The organism is Kitasatospora sp. NPDC052868 (genome assembly GCF_044547105.1).
GTDB lineage: Bacteria > Actinomycetota > Actinomycetes > Streptomycetales > Streptomycetaceae > Kitasatospora.
On the sequence record NZ_JBITZW010000037.1, the window covers coordinates 14,513 to 34,001 of the forward strand.

General features: G+C 72.3%; 13 protein-coding genes. 4 read left to right on the forward strand and 9 right to left on the reverse strand.

Translation table 11 applies throughout. The features are described 5' to 3' along the window. Nucleotides 1-157 precede the first annotated feature (157 nt). From ACIGZJ_RS34920 to ACIGZJ_RS34930, 3 genes are all read right to left on the reverse strand, one after another. On the reverse strand, nucleotides 158-1,387 hold the full coding sequence (locus ACIGZJ_RS34920) for a PP2C family protein-serine/threonine phosphatase (protein WP_396461055.1): 1,230 nt from the start codon (nucleotides 1,385-1,387) through the stop codon (nucleotides 158-160). 343 nt (nucleotides 1,388-1,730) lie between these two features. Continuing rightward, on the reverse strand, nucleotides 1,731-2,216 hold the full coding sequence (locus ACIGZJ_RS34925) for a ribose-5-phosphate isomerase (protein WP_392926953.1): 486 nt from the start codon (nucleotides 2,214-2,216) through the stop codon (nucleotides 1,731-1,733). Between the two features lie 54 nt (nucleotides 2,217-2,270). Beyond that, complete coding sequence (locus ACIGZJ_RS34930; protein ID WP_396461056.1) at nucleotides 2,271-2,876, reverse strand: biotin transporter BioY; 606 nt, start codon at nucleotides 2,874-2,876, stop codon at nucleotides 2,271-2,273. Between the two features lie 299 nt (nucleotides 2,877-3,175). Here ACIGZJ_RS34930 and ACIGZJ_RS34935 point away from each other — a divergent pair, with 299 nt between their 5' ends. Further along, entirely contained in the window at nucleotides 3,176-4,591 is a 1,416-nt protein-coding gene (locus tag ACIGZJ_RS34935; protein ID WP_396461057.1) for an amino acid permease, read from the forward strand. A 115-nt stretch (nucleotides 4,592-4,706) separates the two neighbouring features. Here ACIGZJ_RS34935 and ACIGZJ_RS34940 read toward each other — a convergent pair whose 3' ends face one another. Then, nucleotides 4,707-5,339 carry a DsbA family protein gene (locus ACIGZJ_RS34940; protein WP_387939656.1) on the reverse strand — a complete coding sequence of 211 codons (633 nt, stop codon included), beginning with the start codon at nucleotides 5,337-5,339 and terminating at the stop codon, nucleotides 4,707-4,709. Nucleotides 5,340-5,578: 239 nt separating this feature from the next. Here ACIGZJ_RS34940 and pepN point away from each other — a divergent pair, with 239 nt between their 5' ends. Beyond that, entirely contained in the window at nucleotides 5,579-8,143 is a 2,565-nt protein-coding gene (gene pepN / locus ACIGZJ_RS34945; protein ID WP_396461058.1) for an aminopeptidase N, read from the forward strand. Nucleotides 8,144-8,231: 88 nt separating this feature from the next. Here the strand turns inward: pepN and ACIGZJ_RS34950 are convergent, their stop codons facing one another. Next, entirely contained in the window at nucleotides 8,232-9,539 is a 1,308-nt protein-coding gene (locus ACIGZJ_RS34950) for a glycoside hydrolase family 18 protein (RefSeq protein ID WP_396461059.1), read from the reverse strand. Between the two features lie 165 nt (nucleotides 9,540-9,704). Continuing rightward, nucleotides 9,705-12,350 carry an aconitate hydratase AcnA gene (gene acnA, locus ACIGZJ_RS34955; protein WP_396461060.1) on the reverse strand — a complete coding sequence of 882 codons (2,646 nt, stop codon included), beginning with the start codon at nucleotides 12,348-12,350 and terminating at the stop codon, nucleotides 9,705-9,707. Between the two features lie 370 nt (nucleotides 12,351-12,720). Here acnA and ACIGZJ_RS34960 point away from each other — a divergent pair, with 370 nt between their 5' ends. Both ACIGZJ_RS34960 and ACIGZJ_RS34965 read left to right on the forward strand, forming a co-directional pair. Then, nucleotides 12,721-13,128, forward strand: a complete 408-nt coding sequence (locus ACIGZJ_RS34960) for a type II toxin-antitoxin system VapC family toxin (protein WP_396461061.1) — start codon at nucleotides 12,721-12,723, stop codon at nucleotides 13,126-13,128. 121 nt (nucleotides 13,129-13,249) lie between these two features. Then, nucleotides 13,250-13,783, forward strand: a complete 534-nt coding sequence (locus ACIGZJ_RS34965) for a superoxide dismutase family protein (RefSeq protein WP_396461062.1) — start codon at nucleotides 13,250-13,252, stop codon at nucleotides 13,781-13,783. 63 nt (nucleotides 13,784-13,846) lie between these two features. Here the strand turns inward: ACIGZJ_RS34965 and argF are convergent, their stop codons facing one another. The 3 genes from argF to ACIGZJ_RS34980 all read right to left on the reverse strand — a co-directional run bounded on the left by argF (nucleotide 13,847) and on the right by ACIGZJ_RS34980 (nucleotide 19,442). Further along, on the reverse strand, nucleotides 13,847-14,848 hold the full coding sequence (gene argF / locus ACIGZJ_RS34970) for an ornithine carbamoyltransferase (protein ID WP_396461063.1): 1,002 nt from the start codon (nucleotides 14,846-14,848) through the stop codon (nucleotides 13,847-13,849). 182 nt (nucleotides 14,849-15,030) lie between these two features. Further along, nucleotides 15,031-17,766, reverse strand: a complete 2,736-nt coding sequence (locus ACIGZJ_RS34975; protein ID WP_396461064.1) for a polynucleotide kinase-phosphatase — start codon at nucleotides 17,764-17,766, stop codon at nucleotides 15,031-15,033. Next, on the reverse strand, nucleotides 17,763-19,442 hold the full coding sequence (locus tag ACIGZJ_RS34980) for a 3' terminal RNA ribose 2'-O-methyltransferase Hen1 (RefSeq protein ID WP_396461065.1): 1,680 nt from the start codon (nucleotides 19,440-19,442) through the stop codon (nucleotides 17,763-17,765). Before ACIGZJ_RS34980 ends, ACIGZJ_RS34975 begins: the two co-directional genes overlap by 4 nt. Nucleotides 19,443-19,489: the final 47 nt, after the last annotated feature.

Here is a 19,489-nt window from a genome sequence, read left to right on the forward strand (position 1 = left end):
TTCTGACGAATCGTCGGCGGGGCACGCTGAGCGGCCGGGAAGCGCCCGGCGGCCCGGACCGGAACCGCCTGGTCCGTTCAGCCGACGGCGGGTCGGAAATGGCCGAAGATCAGCTGCCGGCCTTGACAGCAGCTGCCCGCGGCATATCCACGGCGGGTCAGTCCCGCCAGAGCAGCAGCACCGCGCGGTCGTCGTTGATGTCCCGGGCGACCGTCTCGATCAGCCGGGACGCCGCGCCGCTCCCCGCGCCCGGGCCGCTGCCGGGGACCAGCCGGTCGGCCTCGCCCATCAGCCGGTCCATACCCTCGGAGAGATCGCGGCCGGGCGCCTCGACCATGCCGTCGGTGCAGAGCAGCAGGACGTCGCCGCGGTTCAGCCGACCGCGCACGCCTTCGAACTTGGCGCCGTCGTAGATCCCGAGCAGCGGGCCCTCGGTGGTCTCCTTGATCTCCCAGCGCCCGGCGCCCGCCAGCCGCTGCATGCCCGGCAGGTGGCCGGCCGAGAGCAGCTCGTACTCGCCGGTGTCCAGGTCCAGCACCAGTTGGACGGCGGTGGCGAAGCCCTCCTCCCAGGACTGCCGGAGCAGGTAGCCGTTGGCGGCGGGCAGGAACTCGTGCGCGGGCAGCGAGCCGAGCAGGCCGCCGAACGCGCCGGAGAGCAGCAGCGCCCGGGAGCCGGCGTCCATGCCCTTGCCGGAGACGTCCGCGAGGACCACCTCCAGCACCCGCTGGCCCGGTCCGGTCCGGGCCGCCACCACGAAGTCCCCGGAGAAGGACTGCCCGCCGGCCGGGCGCAGCGCCATGTCGGCGTGCCAGCCCTCCGGCAGCTTCGGGACGCGGCTCTGCACCCGCAGCCGCTCGCGCAGGTCGAAGAGCATGGTGGAGCCGCCCCACCAGGGCACGCCGACCCGGCTGCGGAACTGGGCCAGCAGCAGGCCGCCGACCCCGGCCGCGCCGACCACCAGGGCGGCGCCGGGGGTGACCCCGTAGGTGTAGGCGTCCGGATCCGCGCTGGCGACCCGCTGGCCGGTGTGGATCACGGACTCGGCGGAGAGGCCGAGGGCGGTCAGCGCGTACAGCACCACCAGGCTGCCGGGGCGCAGCAGCAGGGCGGCGGCCAGGATCGGCAGGACCAGGGCGGTGGGCGGGGCCCAGGCGGGGATCCAGATGTTGAGCATGATCAGCAGCGGGACGAGCAGCGCGAGCACGCAGAGCACCGGCCAGTCGGCCGGGCCGCCGCGGAAGTAGTCGACCCCGGCGGTGCGCAGCCTTCGGCGGACCCGGCGGAGCCACTTGCGCAACCGGGCCGTCACGGGGTCCTTCACCGGGGCGGTGTCGGGCCTCGTCGCAGTCGTCTGGGGCGGTGCGCCCTGCGGTCTGCCAGCCATGGGGACCGACCATATCCAGCGGTACGGGTCCGCGTCGACGGCTTGTGCGCGGGCGGCGCCGCCGTGGCGCGGGCGCGTCAGCGGGTTTCGGCCGATCGGGGCGGCCGCAGCCGCTGCGTCAGGAGGCGTGCGCCGGTTGGGCGTACGAACCGGGTGAGCGACGTGCGCCCCGCGTGCGGGCGCCGAAGGGCGCCGTCCGGGCCGGGTGGGCGCTGTGGCCGACGACACAGCGGCGGCACAGCGACGACACCGCGGGGCGGCGGGGCGGCGCGGGCGGAAAGCACGACGGCCGGCCGCGGCATGGTGCGCGGCCGGCCGTTCGGGGCCGGAGGGAAGGGGTGGGTCAGCCCTGCGGGTGGTGGGCCGGGATCGGCGGGAGCTCGCCGGTGGTCTCGTACTCGCTCAGCATGTCGATCCGGCGGGTGTGCCGCTCGTCGCCGCTGTACGGGGTCTTGAGGAAGACCTCGACGAACTTGGTGGCCTCCGCCTCGGTGTGCATCCGGCCGCCGATGGAGATCACGTTGGCGTTGTTGTGCTCGCGGCCGAGTGAGGCGGTCTGCTCGCTCCAGGCCAGTGCGGCCCGCACGCCCTTGACCTTGTTGGCGGCGATCGCCTCGCCGTTGCCCGAGCCGCCGATCACGACGCCCAGTGCCTCCGGGTCGGCCGCGGTGCGCTCGGCGGCGCGCAGGCAGAACGGCGGATAGTCGTCGAGGGCGTCGTAGATGTGCGGCCCGCAGTCGACCGGCTCGTGGCCGGCCTCCTTGAGCCACTCGACGAGGTGGTTCTTCAGTTCGTAGCCGGCATGGTCGGAGCCCAGGTACACGCGCATGGCAGCAGTGTGGCATGCGGGTGCGCCCGGGCTCCGCAGCGGGGCTGGCGGCGGTCAGCCGCGCTTGCCGAGGAGCTTCCAGGCGAGCGGCAGGGCGCCGGCCGCCAGGACGGCCTTCAGGGCGTCGCCGACCAGGTACGGGTAGAGGCCCAGCTCGGCGGCGCGGGCGAGCGGGACGTCCAGCGAGAAGGCCAGGTAGGGCACGCCGACGGCGTAGATGGCGAGGGTGCCGAGGACCATCGCGACGGCGGTGTTCAGCGGGGTGCGGTCGGCGCCGCGGCGGGCCAGCGCGCCGACCAGGCCGGCCGCGAGGACGAAGCCCAGTACGTAGCCGAGCGTGGGCATGGTCCAGCCGGAGGTGCCCTCGGCGAACCACGGCAGGCCGGCCATGCCGGCGAGCAGGTAGAGGCCCAGCGAGGCGATGCCCCGACGGGTGCCGAGCGCGGTGCCGACCAGCAGTGCGGCGAAGGTCTGGCCGGTGACGGGCACCGGCGAGCCCACGACGTTCACCGAGAACTGGGCGGCCAGGCCGGTGAGGGCGGCGCCGCCCGCCACCAGGGCGAGGTCGCGGGCCTGCGTGCCGAGCCGGGTGGTCGCGGCGGGCAGCAGGTCGGCGAGGACGGCGGCACGGGTCGGTATCGGGGTGCTGGCAGTGGCCATCGGGGTTCTCCGCACGGTCGGGACGGTCAGGCGGTCGGGTGCTCGGCGAGCAGATGAGTGAACAACTGTGAACCTACGCGCTGATCGCCCGAGCCACCGTCTGGGAACCTGACAAACCCCCGGGGGCCGTGGTTGTCGGGTCCGACCCAGGGACGATTCCGGAGCGTACAATGTCGACTACCGCCCGCCATCGACCGTTCCGGATGGTGAGCCCCGCTCCCCCGTTCTTGGCATGGACAACTTGTTCACCGGATATTGGGCGACTCACCCCGCTGTCCGAACAGTCTGGATCCACCCTCATGGCCCGCACCTCCGCGCCCCCGGCGCCCGGGACGACCTCCACCGGCGCTCCCCCGTCCGACGGCCAGCAGCTCTCGCGAGGGCTCAAGCAGCGCCACCTCTCGATGATCGCGCTCGGCGGCGTGATCGGTGCCGGCCTGTTCGTCGGCTCCGGCGCGGGCATCGCGGCGGCCGGACCGGCGATCATCCTCGCGTTCACGCTCTCCGGACTGCTGGTCATGATGATCATGCGGATGCTGGGCGAGATGTCCGCGGCCCGTCCGGCGTCCGGCTCGTTCTCGGTGCACGCCGAGAAGGAGATCGGCCCGTGGGCCGGGGTCACCGCCGGCTGGATGTACTGGGTGATGCTCTGCTGCGGCGTCGCGGCCGAGGCCACCGCCGCCGGCAAGATCATGAACGGCTGGATCCCCGGCGTCTCCGCCTGGGTCTGGGTCGGCCTCTTCATGGTCTTCTTCTGCGCCAGCAACCTGACCGCGGTGAAGAACTTCGGCGAGTTCGAGTTCTGGTTCGCCGCGGTGAAGGTCGCCGCGATCCTGGCCTTCCTGGTGCTCGGCACGCTCGGGGTCGCCGGCGTGCTCGGTGACGGCGCCCCCGGCGCCGCCAACCTCACCGGCCAGGGCGGCTTCCTGCCCAACGGCACGAGCGGCCTGGTCGTCGGCCTGCTCGCCTCGGTGTTCGCCTACGGCGGCCTGGAGACCGTGACCATCGCCGCCGCCGAGTCGGACGACCCCCAGAAGAACGTGGCCAACGCGGTACGCACGGCGGTCTGGCGGATCGCGATCTTCTACATCGGCTCGATGGCGCTGGTCGTCACCCTGGTCTCCTGGAAGGACCCGTCGATCGTCGCCAACGGTCCGTACGTGACCGTGCTCCAGCACCTGGGCGTGCCCGGCGCGGGCACCATCATGGAGGTCGTGGTGCTGATCGCCCTGCTCTCCGCGATGAACGCCAACATCTACGGCTCCTCCCGGATGGCGTACTCGCTGGTCTCCCGCGGCCAGGGGCCGAAGGCGCTGGCGAAGGTCGGCGGCGGCGTGCCCCGGGCGGCCGTGCTGGCCTCCTGCCTGTTCGGCTTCGGCGCGGTGCTGGCCGGCAAGTTCTGGCCGGACACCGTCTTCACCTGGCTGATGAACACCACCGGCGTCGCCATCCTGGTGGTCTGGCTCTTCATCTGCATCGTCCAGCTGCGGATGCGCCGCCGCCTGGAGCGCGAGGCGCCCGAGCTGCTCACCGTCAAGATGTGGGGCTTCCCCTACCTGACCTGGGTCTCGATGGCCGCCGTGGTCGGCATCCTCGGCCTGATGACCACCACCGAGGGCAACCGGGAGCAGCTGTACGCGGCCGCGGTCCTGGTCGCCCTGCTGGCGGGCGCGGGCCTGCTCAAGCAGCGCCGGGACGCCGCGGCGGTCCGCTAGGGGCCCGTCCGGGCCGGGCAAGGCCGGACGGACAGGCGGAGGGGCCCGGTACCGCGAACGCGGTACCGGGCCCCTGTGCGCTGTGCTGTACCCAGTGCAGTGCCGTGCGGGGGTGCTACTCGAAGGACGGGCCCGCCGTACGGGTGCGCTTGATCTCGTAGAAGCCCGGAGTGGAGGCGACCAGCAGGGTGCCGTCCCACAGCCGGGCGGCGGCCTCGCCGCGCGGGGTCGGGGTGACGACCGGGCCGAAGAAGGCCACCCGCTCGCCGTCCGCGCCCTCGACCGCGATCACCGGGGTGCCGACGTCCTCGCCGACCAGGGTGATGCCCTCCTTGTGCGAGGCGCGCAGCGCCTCGTCGTAGGCGTCGGTGTCGGCCGCGTCGGCCAGCTCGACCGGCAGGCCGGCCGCGACCAGGGCCGCCTCGATCGTCTCGCGGTTCTGCGGCAGGCCCTGGTTGTGGAACCGGGTGCCCAGCTCGGTGTAGAGGCGGCCGAGCACCTCGTCCCCGTGCTTCTCGGCGGCCGCGATGGCGACCCGGACGGCGCCCCAGGCGTTGTCCAGCAGGGTGCGGTACTCCTGCGGCAGGTCACGGTGCTCGTTCAGCACGGACAGGCTCATCACGTGCCAGTTCACGTCCACCGGGCGCAGCTGCTGGACCTCGATGAGCCAGCGGGACGTCATCCAGGCCCACGGGCAGGCCGGGTCGAACCAGAAGTCGGCGGTCTTGCGCTCAGCGGCAGTCGTCACGGCTGTCGTCCTTCGTCAGAGAGGGGCGGGCCCCCGCACGGGGCTTCCCCGGGCCCAACGCCCGCCCGCCGCCGCTGATTCCGCCTCCGGGGGCCGGATTGTGCAATGGTACCGGCGCGGGTGCCGTGAAAGGATGCCCCAGTGCACCGAACAGCACGTGCACAGGACCGCAGCAGCACCCCGACCGCACCACCCCGCAGACCGCACCACCGTGCGGGACCGGACAAAGGAGTACCGCCGTGCCGGGCAAGAACCTGAGCCGCGACGAAGCCCAGCAGCGGGCCAGCATCCTGGCCGTGGACGGCTACCAGGTCCAGCTGGACGTGACCTCCGCCCCCGACCCGGCGGCCGCCACCTTCCGCTCCACCACCACCCTGACGTTCCGCTGCTCCGAGCCGGGCTCCTCCACCTTCCTGGACCTGCTCGCCTCCGCCGTGCGCACCGTCACCCTGAACGGCCGCGAGCTGGACCCGGCCACCGCCTTCGACGGCGCCCGCGTCCACGTCGACGGCCTGGCCGCGGAGAACGTCCTGGTGGTCGACGCCGACTGTGCGTACAGCCGCACCGGCGAGGGCCTGCACCGCTTCACCGACCCGGTCGACCACGAGACGTACCTCTACACCCACTACGAGCCGGCCGACGCCCGCCGGGTGTTCGCCACCCTCGAGCAGCCCGACCTGAAGGCGCCCTTCACCTTCACCGTCACCGCGCCCGCCGCCTGGGACGTCTGGTCCAACGCCGTGCACGAGCGCGTCACCGCCGAGGGCGACGCCCGCACCTGGGAGTTCGCGCCGACGCAGCCGATCTCCACGTACCTCACCGCCGTGGTGGCCGGCCCGTACCACGTGGTCCGCGACCACTACAGCCGCACCCTGGCCGACGGCTCCACCCTGGAGATCCCGCTCTCCGCGATGTGCCGCCGCTCGCTCGCCCCCTACTTCGACGCGGACGAGATCCTCGGCGTCACCAAGCTCGGACTCGACTTCTTCCACGAGGAGTTCGACTACCCGTACCCCTTCGGCAAGTACGACCAGGCCTTCGTGCCCGAGTACAACATCGGCGCGATGGAGAACCCCGGCTGCGTCACCTTCCGCGAGGAGTTCGTCTTCCGCTCGAAGGTCACCGACGCCGCCTACGAGGGCCGGGCCAACGTCATCCTGCACGAGATGGCGCACATGTGGTTCGGCGACCTGGTCACCATGCGCTGGTGGGACGACCTGTGGCTGAAGGAGTCCTTCGCCGACTTCATGGGCTCCTACGCGCTGATCGGCGCCCGCACCCGCTACTCCTCGGCCTGGATCACCTTCGCCAACCAGCGCAAGGCGTGGGCCTACCGGCAGGACCAGTTCCCGACCACCCACCCGATCACCGCGGACATCCGGGACCTCGAGGACGCCAAGCTCAACTTCGACGGCATCACCTACGCCAAGGGCGCCGCGGTCCTCAAGCAGCTGGTGGCGTACGTCGGTTCGGACGCCTTCTTCGAGGGCGCCCGCCGCTACTTCAAGGCGCACGCCTTCGGCAACACCGAACTCGCCGACCTGCTGGACATCCTGGAGGAGACCAGCGGCCGCGACCTCAAGTCCTGGGCGGCGGCCTGGCTGCAGACCGCCGGGGTCGACTCGCTCACCCCGCAGGTCACCGTGGACTCCGAGGGGCGGATCACCGAACTCGCCGTCCTCCAGGACGGGGACGTGCTGCGCCCGCACCGGATCGCCGTCGGCCTCTACGACCGGGACGCCGACGGCGCCCTGGTCCGCACCGCCCGGATCGAGCTGGACGTCACCGGCGCCCGGACCGTGGTCGCCGAGGCCGTCGGCCGCCCCCGGCCCGCGCTGGTCCTGCTCAACGACGACGACCTGACCTACTGCAAGATCCGCTTCGACGCCGAGTCGCTGGAGACCCTGCGGGCCGGACTCGGCGACATCCAGGACGACCTGGCCCGGGCGCTGTCCTGGTCCGCGGTGTGGAACCTGACCCGCGACGGCCTGATGCCGGCCCGCGACTACGTCGCGCTGGTGCTGCGCTTCGCCGGGCAGGAGTCCAACATCGGCGTGCTGCAGTCGCTGCACCAGCAGGCCAAGGGCGCCGTCGACCTGTACGCCGACCCGGCCTGGCGCGGCGAGGGCGGCCGGCTGCTGGCCGACGGCGCGCTGCGCGAACTGCGCGCCGCCGCCCCGGGCAGCGACCACCAGCTGGCCTGGGCGCGGTTCCTGGCGCAGACCGCCAACGGCTCCGAGCACCTCGGGCTGGTCCGCGGCCTGCTGGCCGGCACCGCCCGGATCGACGGCCTGGACGTCGACCAGGAGCTGCGCTGGTCGCTCTGGCTGACGCTGGCCGCGGCCGGCCAGGCCTCCGACGAGGAGCTGGCCGGGGAGCTGGCGGCCGACAACACCGCCAGCGGCAAGCGCCAGTACACCCAGGCGCTGGCCGCCCGGCCGACCCCCGAGGCCAAGGCCGCCGCCTGGTCCGCGGTGATCGACTCGGAGGAGCTGCCCAACGCCCTGGTCGAGGCGAACATCGCCGGCTTCGCGCTGCCCGGCCACCGCGATCTGACCGCGCTGTACGCCGCTCCCTACTTCAAGCTGCTGGAGCGGGTCTGGGCCGATCGGACCATCGAGATCGCGATGCGGATCGTCGGCGGCTTCTTCCCCCGGGCCCAGACCAGCGAGCAGACCCTGGCCGAGGCGGACGCCTGGCTGGACGGCAACCCGGGCGCCGCGCCCGCGCTGCGCCGGCTGGTGCTGGAGTGCCGCGACGACCTGGCCCGGGCGCTGCGGGCACAGGCCTGCGACCGCGCCTGAGCACGGCACACCGCCCGAAGGGCCCGCCGCGAGCGATCGCGGCGGGCCCTCCGGCGTTCCGGGCAGCCGTTGCGGGCAGCTGTTTCGGTCAGCCGTGCTGGAGGCCGCGGTCCAGGGCGGCGAGCGCGCTGCCCTTGGCGTCGTCGCCGTCCAGCGACCAGACCATCACACCGGCCAGGTCGTTCCAGCGGGTGTAGCGGGCCTTCTGGGTGAGCACCTCGGCGTTGTCGAAGCTGTAGAAGCTGGTGCCGTCGTACTTCCAGGACGCGCCGTGGTCGCGGTCGGTGTAGACCTTGCCGGGCAGCTGGGAGATCTCGTTGTAGGTGAAGTCCGCGGTGGACTTGGCGGCCGGCTGGTACAGGCCGTTGCTGCCGCCGGCCGACACCCCGGTCCAGCCGTGGGCGTAGAACGGCACGCCGAGGACGGTCTTGGAGCCCGGCAGGCCGTGCTGGGCGTAGAAGTCCACCGCCCGGTCGGCGCTGCGCTGCAGCGGCGACGGGTCCTTCGGGTCGGAGTAGAGATTGGCGTGGTGGGCGGTCGGGCCGGTGCCCTCCCACGGGCCGTGCAGGTCGTAGGTCATCAGGTTGAGCCAGTCGATCGAGCGCGAGAGCGTCGGGAGCTCCAGCCGGGCTGCGACGGTCTCGTTGGCGGCGACGGCCGCGGTCAGCAGGTAGTGCGGGCCCTTGCGGCCGCTGAGCTGGTCCAGCTGGCGGCGGAACTCCTGCACGAGCAGGGTGAAGTTGTGGCCGTCCTCGGGGCGCACGACGTTGCCGCCGTCACCGCCGCCGCCCGGGTACTCCCAGTCGAGGTCGATGCCGTCGAAGACGCCGGCGGCAGCGCCCTTGCCGCCCTCGGCGGTGCCCAGCTGGGGCAGGTTGCCCTTGATGTACAGGTCGATGCAGGAGGAGACGAACCGCTTGCGGGACTCCTCGGTCGCGGCGGCGTCCGAGAAGTACTTGGACCAGCTCCACCCGCCGAGCGAGATCACGGTCTTCAGCTGCGGGTTCTCGGCCTTGAGCTTGCGCAGCTGGTTGAAGTGGCCCTTGAGCCTCTGGCCGGGGCGGTCGGCGACGCCGTCCACCGACTCGGCGGCGCTGAACGGGCGCTGGTAGTCGTTCAGGGCGTCGCCCTGCCCGGCGTCGTTGGTCTCGAAGCAGGTGCCCTCGGCGGAGACGTTGCCGAAGGCGTAGTTGATGACGGTGAGCTTCCCGGCCTGGCCGGACTCCTGCACCCGCTTCGCGGAGCTGTCGGCGCCCCACTGGGTGAAGTAGCCGACCCGCTGCCCCTTCAGCTTCGGGCCGTGGTCGCGGTCGTGGGCCTGGGCCGTGGGAGCGGCGAGGGCGGCGGCCACCGTGGCGGCGGCGATGAGGGCGGCGGTACGACTGAGCATGCGCATGGGAGAAGACCTGCGGCTTTCTCTGATTCAGCGTCAAATGGTCTGGACCAAGCTGAGACAGAGGTTTAGTCCATTTGCTCCGGGCACACAAGAGGCCGGACCGCGTGAACGCGATCCGGCCTCTTGTTGACCTGGTGTTTGCAGCGGCTTGACCAGCCGCTGCGGTCAGCCGATCAGGCTGCGCAGCACGTACTGCAGGATGCCGCCGTTGCGGTAGTAGTCCGCCTCACCCGGGGTGTCGATGCGGACGACCGCGTCGAACTCCTTGTCCCCGGCCTTGACCTTGACGGTCTTCGGGGTGCGGCCCTCGTTGAGCTCGGTCACGCCGGTGAAGGAGAAGGTCTCCTCGCCGGTGAGGCCGAGGGACTCGGCGTTCTCGCCCTCCGGGAACTGCAGCGGCAGGACGCCCATGCCGATCAGGTTCGAGCGGTGGATGCGCTCGTAGGACTCGGCGATGACGGCCTTGACGCCCAGCAGCGCGGTGCCCTTGGCGGCCCAGTCGCGGGACGAGCCGGAGCCGTACTCCTTGCCCGCCAGGACGACCAGCGGGGTGCCGGCGGCCTGGTAGTTCTGCGAGGCGTCGTAGATGAACGACACCGGCGCGTCGGCCTGGGTGAAGTCGCGGGTGTAGCCGCCCTCGGTGCCCGGCGCGATCTGGTTGCGCAGGCGGATGTTGGCGAAGGTGCCGCGGATCATCACCTCGTGGTTGCCACGGCGCGAGCCGTACGAGTTGAAGTCGCGCTTCTCCACACCGTTGGCGGTCAGGTACTGCGCCGCCGGGGTGCCCGGCTTGATGTTGCCGGCCGGGGAGATGTGGTCGGTGGTGACCGAGTCGCCCAGCTTGGCCAGGACGCGGGCGCCGGCGATGTCGTTCACCGGGCTCGGGGTCTTGGCCATGCCCTCGAAGTACGGGGGCTTGCGGACGTAGGTGGACTCGGCGTCCCACTCGAAGGTGTTGCCGGTCGGGACCGGGAGCGACTGCCAGCGGTGGTCGCCGGCGAAGACGTCCTGGTAGCCCTTGTCGAACATGGCCTCGTCGATGGAGCCGGCGACGGTGTCGGCGACCTCCCGCTCGGACGGCCAGATGTCGGCGAGGAACACGTCGTTGCCGTCGGCGTCCTGGCCCAGGGCGTCACGGGTGATGTCGATGTTCATGTTGCCGGCGAGGGCGTAGGCGACCACCAGCGGCGGGGAGGCCAGGTAGTTCATCTTGACGTCCGGGTTGATCCGGCCCTCGAAGTTGCGGTTGCCGGAGAGCACCGAGACGACCGCCAGGTCGGACTCGTTGACGGCGGCCGAGACCTCCTCGGGCAGCGGGCCCGAGTTGCCGATGCAGGTGACGCAGCCGTAGCCGACCAGGTTGAAGCCCAGCTTCTCCATGTACGGGAGCAGGCCGGCCTTCTCGTAGTAGTCCATGACGACCTTGGACCCGGGGGCCAGGGTGGTCTTGACCCAGGGCTTGACGGTCAGGCCCTTCTCCACGGCCTTCTTCGCCAGCAGGGCGGCGCCCAGCATGACGGAGGGGTTGGAGGTGTTGGTGCAGGAGGTGATCGAGGCGATCACGACCGCGCCGTTGTCGATCTCGTAGGTCGAGCCGTCGGGGGCGGTCACCGCGGTCGGCTTCGAGGCCTCGGCCGAGTAGGTCGGCAGCGCCTCGGCGAACCTGGCGGCGGCCTCGGCCAGGATCACGCGGTCCTGCGGGCGCTTCGGGCCGGAGATCGACGGGACGACGGTGGAGACGTCCAGCTCGAGGTACTCGGAGTAGACCGGCTCAACCGACGGGTCGTGCCAGAGGCCCTGCTCCTTGGCGTACGCCTCGACCAGCGCGAGCTGCTGGGCGTCGCGGCCGGTGAGCTTCAGGTAGTTGATGGTCTCGGCGTCGATCGGGAAGATCGCACAGGTCGAGCCGAACTCCGGCGACATGTTGCCGATGGTGGCGCGGTTCGCCAGCGGGATCGCGGTGACGCCCTCGCCGTAGAACTCGACGAACTTGCCGACCACACCGTGCTTGCGCAGCATCTCGGTGATGGTGAGCACCAGGTCGGTGGCGGTGGTGCCGGCCGGCAGCTGGCCGTTGAGCTTGAAGCCGACCACGCGCGGGATCAGCATGGAGACCGGCTGGCCGAGCATCGCGGCCTCGGCCTCGATGCCGCCGACGCCCCAGCCCAGCACGCCCAGGCCGTTGACCATGGTGGTGTGCGAGTCGGTGCCGACGCAGGTGTCGGGGTACGCCTGGCCGCCGCGGACCATGACGGTGCGGGCCAGGTGCTCGATGTTCACCTGGTGAACGATGCCGGTGCCCGGCGGGACGACCTTGAACTCGTCGAACGCGGTCTGGCCCCAGCGCAGGAACTGGTAGCGCTCCTTGTTGCGGCCGTACTCGATCTCGACGTTCTGGACGAAGGCGTCCGGGGTGCCGAACTTGTCGGCGATGACGGAGTGGTCGATGACCAGCTCGGCCGGGGCCAGCGGGTTGATCTTGGCCGGGTCGCCGCCCAGCTCCTTGACGGCCTCGCGCATGGTGGCGAGGTCGACCACGCACGGCACACCGGTGAAGTCCTGCATGATCACGCGGGCCGGCGTGAACTGGATCTCCTGGCTCGGCTGGGCGTCGGCGTCCCAGTTGCCGAGGGCCCGGATGTGGTCGGCGGTGATGTTCGCGCCGTCCTCCGTGCGGAGCAGGTTCTCCAGCAGCACCTTGAGGCTGTACGGCAGCCGCTCGGAACCCTCGACGGCGGAGAGCTTGAAGATCTCGTACGACTCGTCGCCCACCTGCAGCGAGCTGCGGGCGTCGAAGCTGTTCGCGGACACGACTGACTCCTTCTAGGTGCTTCGTGCGGTATGCCGGCCGCCACGGTGGTAAGGTCAGCCTTACTTAGGCTGACCTTGCCCGCATCGCCGGGGAGCGCCTCTCGGCAAGTATCTTGATGTCGAGATATATAGTAAGGGGCAGTTATCTCGATGTCGAGATAAACCATAGTGCATGCCCACGCGTTCACCACCGCAGGCATGCCCCGGGCCGATCCTTCCCCGTTGACCCACCTCCTGCCTACTGCCTTCCTACCGCGCGCGCGACCCGCGCACCGGCCGCCGGGGCCGTTGGGGGCGGCCGGGTACGGTGACCGGGGAGTTCGACACCGCTCGACACCGATCGAGACTGGAAGGGTCCGGGGGCCGACTGATGATCGTGGTGGACGCGTCCGCGCTGGTACTGGCACTGGCGGACGAAGGCGAGCGCGGGGTCGCCGCCCGGGCCGAGCTCGCGGCGGGCGGCGAGTGGGTGGCCCCCGAGCACGTCGTGATCGAGGTGATGCAGTCGCTGCGCGGCCTCTACCTGGCGAAGGAGCTCACCGCCGAGCGGGTCGGCGAGCTCGCGGCCCTGCTCCCCGGACTGGCCATCCGGAAGGTCGAGGTCACTTCGCTGCTCGGCCGGATCTGGGAGCTGAAGGACAACCTGACCCCGGACGACGCCGCGTACGTCGCCGTGGCCGAGCAGTACGGGGTGCCGCTGGTGACGGCGGACCTGCGGCTGATGCGGGCCAGCGGACCGCGCTGCGAGATCCGGGGGATCCGCCGCTCCGCCGACTGAGGCCTGTGGCGGCGATTGCGGGCCTGTGCCGCGCCGGGTGCCCGCGGAGGCCGTCGTGTCCGTTCGGCCCGGGCGGCCGTTGAGCAGGGCGTCCGTCCCATCCGTTTCCGGAAGGCCTCCGATGCCCGCTCCGTTCGCCGCCGCCCTGCTTCCGCTCGCCCTGCTGGCACCCGCCGCCTCCCCGGTGTCCGTCGTCGAGGCGGACTTCGACCCGGCGACGGCCTTCGTCCCGCCGACCGCCATCAGCTACGCGACCGACCTCGTCCCCTACGGCTCGCACGCCCGCGTGGTGGTCGACCGCTCGGCCGCCGGGCGGACGGTGGTGACGCTGTCCGTGGCCGGCCTGGCGCCCGGGCACGAGTTCCCCGCCCACCTGCACACCGGCCGCTGCGGGGCCGACCCCGCCGCCTCCGGGCCGCACTACCAGGACGCCGTGGACCCGGTCCGGCCGTCCACCGACCCGGCGTACGCCAACGACCGCAACGAGCTGCGGCTGACGCTGCGGACGGACGAGCGGGGCGACGGCACGACCGGGGCCTCGGTGGACTGGCAGCCCCGGCCGGGCGAGGCCCGTTCGCTCGTCCTGCACGCGGGCACCCCGGCCGGCCCGCACGCCGCGGGCGACCGGGCGGCCTGCGTGAACCTCCCCGAGTAGGCCCGCGGCCGCGACCCAGGCCGGACCAGCTTCTGCGGCCGCCGCCGTAGGCCTGGGCGCGTCCTAGGACCCGAGGGTGGCGACCAGGACGGCCTTGATGGTGTGCAGGCGGTTCTCCGCCTGGTCGAACACGATGGAGTGCTCCGACTCGAAGAGCTCGTCGGTGCACTCCAGCTCGGTCATCCCGGTCAGCTCGTGCATCTGCCGGCCGACCACCGTGCCGAGGTCGTGGAAGGCCGGCAGGCAGTGCAGGAACCTCACGGCCGGGTTGCCGGTGGCCCGGACGGTGTCCATCGACACCTGGTACGGCTTGAGCAGCGCGATCCGCTCGGCCCAGACCTCCTTGGGCTCGCCCATCGAGACCCAGACGTCGGTGTAGAGGAAGTCCGCGCCCGCCACGCCCGCGTCGACGTCCTCGGTGAGGGTGATCCGGGCGCCGGAGGACTCGGCGAGCGCCTCGGCGGCCTTGCGGACCTCCTCGGCCGGCCAGAGCGAGCGGGGCGCGACGATCCGGACGTCCATCCCGAGCAGCGCGCCGGTGACGAGCAGGGAGTTGCCCATGTTGTAGCGGGCGTCGCCGAGGTAGACGAGGGTCACCTCGTCGAGCGGCTTGGCGGTGTGCTCCTTGATCGTCAGCACGTCGGCGAGCAGCTGGGTCGGGTGCCACTCCTCGGTGAGGCCGTTCCAGACCGGGACGCCCGCGTACGCGGCCAGCTCCTCGACCACCTCCTGACCGTGGCCCCGGTACTCGATACCGTCGAACATCCGGCCCAGCACCCGGGCGGTGTCCTTGATCGACTCCTTGTGGCCGATCTGCGAGCCCGACGGGTCGAGGTAGGTGGTGGTGGCGCCCTGGTCGTGGGCGGCGACCTCGAAGGCGCAGCGCGTCCGGGTGGAGGTCTTCTCGAAGATCAGCGCGATGTTCTTGCCCCGCAGCCGGGGCTGCTCGGTGCCCGCGTACTTCGCCGCCTTGAGCTCGGCGGCGAGGTCCACCAGGAAACGGAACTCCTGGGGCGTGAAGTCGAGCTCCTTGAGGAAGTGCCTGTTCCGGAGGTTGAAAGCCATGCCGGGCTCCTGAGTGGTGACGCGGGTCGAGAACTGAAGCGGCAATTGTATACGATACTTGGAATTTCTATGCAGTCGCGGGGGAAACGGAAACGGAACAGGCCCCGCAGAGCGACTGCGGGGCCTGTCCATCCGGGGCCCGGCCGGGCCGCCCACCGCGTGCGGGGCGGGCGGCCGGAGCGCTACAGCCGGGGGTCGACCGGCTCGGACTCCAGCGCGAGCACCGCGAACACCGGCTCGTGCACCCGCCACAGCGGCTCGCCGGCCGCCAGGCGGTCCAGTGCCTCCAGGCCGAGCGCGTACTCGCGCAGCGCCAGCGAGCGCTTGTGCCCGAGGAAGCGCTGGCGCAGCTGGTCCAGGTACTCGGTGTAGTCCGGGCCGTAGACGATCCGCAGGTACTCCCGGCCGCGGACCTTCACCCCGGGCTGGACCAGCCCGCCGGGCCGCCCCTCCCCGGCCTTGCCCCGGACCAGCGAGGCGAGCGGCTTGACCACCATGCCCTCGCCGCCGGCCGCCGTCAGCTCCTCCCACCAGGCGACGCCCGCCGCGATGGACGCCTCGTCGGCGGTGTCGACCAGCAGCCGGCCGGTGCCGTGCAGGATCGGGGCCTGCGGATCGTCCGCCGCGACCAGCCGGTCGATCCACCCCAGGTGCACGTCGTGCGGGCGCACCGCGAGGTTCGCGCCCTCGGCGGCCAGCACCTGGAACGGCGCCAGGCGGATGCCGGACAGCCCCTCGGTCGGCCAGCAGTAGCGCCGGTACGCCTCGGTGAAGGCCTGCGCGTCGGCGGCGCGCTGCCGCTGGCGGGCGGTCAGGCCCGCGAGGTCCAGCCCGCGGCCGGCCGCCTGCTCCAGCGCCGACAGCACCGCGGGCAGCGCGGCGCCCGCCGCCGCGCCGACCGCCGCGTACTGGCGGCGCAGCAGCTCGGCGGCCTTCAGCGACCACGGCATCAGCTCGGCGTCCAGCAGCAGCCAGCCGGTGCCCAGCTCCTCGAACAGCCCGGAGCGCTCGGCGGCGGCCCGCAGCCGGTCCAGGACGGCGGCGGTGAGGGCGTCGTCGCCGAGGAACGCCCGTCCGGTCCTGGTCCAGATCGCGCCCGGCCCGGCGATGCCGAACCGCTTCTCCAGCGCCCCCTCGCCCCGGGCGACCAGCACCACCGCGCGGGAGCCCATGTGCTTCTCCTCGCAGAGGACCTGCCGCACGCCGTCCTGGCGGTAGGCGAAGAAGGCCTCCTCGGGGTGTTCGAGGTAGCCCGGACGGCGCGAGGTCGCGCTCGGCGCCATCGTCGGCGGCAGATAGGCGAGCAGTCGCGGGTCGATCGCGAACCGGCTCATCACCTCCAGCGCGGCGGCGGCGTTCTCCTCCCGGACGGCCACCCGGCCGTGCAGCGCCGTCTCGACCACCCGGCGGCCGGCCACGTCGGCGAGGTCCAGCGGGCGCCCCTCGCGGGAGCCCGGTGCGTCCGTCGCCATCGGGCGAACCGGCGCGTACCACTCCTGCTCCGCCTCGACGCTCACCAGCTCGCGCTCCGGGTAGCGCAGCGCGGTCAGGCTGCCGCCGAAGACGCAGCCGGTGTCCAGGCAGATGGTGTTGTTGAGGAAGCTCGCCACCGGCACCGGCGTGTGGCCGTAGACCACCAGGGCCCTGCCCCGGTACTCCTCCGCCCACGGGTAGCGCACCGGCAGGCCGTACTCGTCGGTCTCACCGGTGGTGTCGCCGTACAGCGCGTGCGAGCGGACCCGGCCGGAGGCCCGGCCGTGGTACTTCTCCGGGAGGCCGGCGTGGCAGACCACCAGGGCGCCGCCGTCCAACAGGTAGTGGCTGACCAGGCCCTGCATGAACGCCCGGACCTCGGCGCGGAACTCCTCGGACTCGCCCGCCAGCTGGTCCAGCGACTCCTGGAGGCCGTGCGAGACGGTGACCTTCTTGCCGTCCATCGCCCGGCCGAGCTTGTTCTCGTGGTTGCCGGGCACGCAGACGGCGTGGCCGGCCGCGACCATGCCCATCACCAGGCGCAGCACACCGGGCGTGTCCGGGCCGCGGTCGACCAGGTCGCCGACGAAGACGGCCGTCCGGCCCTGCGGGTGCGCGGCGTCGACCGCCCGCCCCTCGGCGTCCCGGGTCAGGGCGTAGCCGAGGCGGGTGAGCAGGGTCTCCAGCTCGGAGCGGCAGCCGTGGATGTCACCGACGATGTCGAACGGGCCGGTCAGGTGGCGCAGGTCGTTGAACCGCTTCTCCGGGAGGATCTCGGCGGCCGTCACCTCCGCCTCGCCGCGCAGGATGTGCACCTTTCGGAAGCCCTCGCGCTCCAGGCCGCGCAGCGAGCGGCGCAGCTCCCGGTGCTGGCGCGGGATCACGTGCGCCGGCAGCTGGCGGTCGGGGCGGGTCCGGTTGCGCTCGGCGCAGACGCCCGGCGGGACGTCCAGCACGATCGCGATCGGCAGCACGTCGTGGTCGCGGGCGATCCGGACCAGCTGCTTGCGGGCCTCCGGCTGGACGTTGGTGGCGTCCACCACGGTCAGCCGGCCGGCGGCCAGGCGCATGCCGACGATGTGGTGCAGCAGCGCGAAGGCCTCGGTGGAGGCCGACTGGTCGTTCTCGTCGTCGGCCACCAGGCCGCGGCAGAAGTCGGAGGAGATCACCTGGGTGGGCAGGAAGTGCTTGCGGGCGAAGCTGGACTTGCCCGCGCCGCTGGTGCCGATCAGGACGACGAGGGAGACGTCGGTGACCGGGAGGCGGCGGGGTTTGCCGGGGGCGGGCTCGGGCTCTGCTGGTACGGGCTCGGACTGTGCGGGCTCTGCCTGTACGGGTGTCGTCGCAGGCTCGGCGGGTGCGGGCTCGATGGGCGCGGACTCGGTCGGCACGGGCTCGGTCGGCACGGGCTCGGTCGGCTGCAGGGGCTGTGCGTCGTCGGTCATCGGGTCTCGCCCCCTTCGGGCATGGTGGTGGCGGCGGTGGTCATGGTGGCGGTGGCGGCGGCCGTGGTCGTCGGCTCGGGCGGTGTCCCGATCCGGAACAGCGCGAGCTGGGTCGGTGCGCCCACCTCCGGGTCCTCCGGCCCGACCGGGCGCAGGACGACGGTGTAGCCGTAGGCCGCCGCCACCCGCTCGGCCCAGGCGCGGAACTGCGCGCGGTCCCACTCGAACCGGTGGTCGGCGTGCCGGACATGACCGGCCGGCAGGCTCTCCCAGCGGACGTTGTACTCGACGTTCGGCGTGGTCACGACGACCGCCGCCGGGCGCGCGACGCCGAGGACGGCGTACTCCAGGGCCGGCAGCCGGGGCAGGTCGACGTGCTCGATGACCTCGGAGAGCACCGCCGCGTCGAAGCCCTTCAGCCGTGTGTCGGTGTACGTCAGCGCACCCTGGACCAGCTCGACCCGGGCCGCCTGACGCTCGGACATCCGCTCCAGTCGCAGTCTGCGGGCGGCCGCCGACAGCGCCCGCGCCGACACGTCCACGCCCAGCACCTCGGTGAACCGGGGGTCCTTGAGAAGTGCTCCGATCAGCTCGCCCTGCCCGCAGCCGAGGTCGGCCACCCGGGCCGCCCCGACCTCGCGCAGGGCGTCGAGGATCGCCGCCCTGCGCTGCTCCGCGAGCGGGACCTTCTTCTCCTCGCGGCTCTCCGCGGCTGCTTCTGCTGCGGCTGCTTCTGTTGTGGCTGCTTCTGTTGTGGCTGCTTCTGTTGTGGCTGCTTCTGTTGTGGCCGCCTCGGCAGCGACCGCCGGCACCGGCTGCCCGGCGCCGGCGGCCTCGGCCTCGGCCGTGTCGTCGACCGCGTTGTCGATCTCCTCGACCTCGCGGTCGTCGGCCTCCGCCAGCCGGGCCAGCTCCAGGCGCTCCATCGCGCGCCGGGTGAGCGTCCAGCGCCGGGACAGGTAGCGGCGCGCGATCAGCGCCTGCTCGGGGTGGTCGGCGAGCCAGCCCTGCCCGGCCGCGAGCAGCTTGTCCACCTCGTCCGGGGCGACCCAGTAGTGCTTGGCACCGTCGAGCACCGGCAGCAGCACATACAGCTGCTGGAGCGCGTCGGACAGGCGCAGCGTCGCCGCGGCCAGCTCGATCCGGACGTAGCGCGACTCGCCCCACTCGGGGAACGCCTCGTCCAGCGGGATCGCCGTCGCCTCGACCTGCCAGCCCATCGGCTCGAAGAGCCGGCGGACCATCGCGGCGCCGCCGTCCTCGCCTGCACCGTTCGCGGGCACGGCGGGCAGCGTGATCCGCAGCGGCCGGGCCTGCTCAGCCAGACCGGGCCGACCCTCGCAGACGCCCTTCATCGCCGACCGGAACACCGTCCGCAGCGCCACCGCGAGCAGCGAGGACGCGGCGTAGGGGCGGTCGTTGACGTACTGGGCGAGCGCGAAGTCCGGCGAACCGCCGCGGCCCTTGCCCCGGCCGCGGCGGACCAGCGCGATCGGGTCGACGTCCAGGAGCAGGGCCGCCGTGCAGAGCTCGTCGCCCGCCTCGGGGTAGAAGACGTGGGCCTCGCCGTGCGACGTCCCGAACCGTTGGACCTTGTCCGGGTGCTTGTGCAGCAGGAAACCGAGGTCGGTGGCAGGGCTCTCGGCCGTGCCCGTGGTGGAGATCGAGATGAACACCCGTCCGAGTATTGCCGAGTATCCGCCCCCTGAGCACCGGGTTTTAC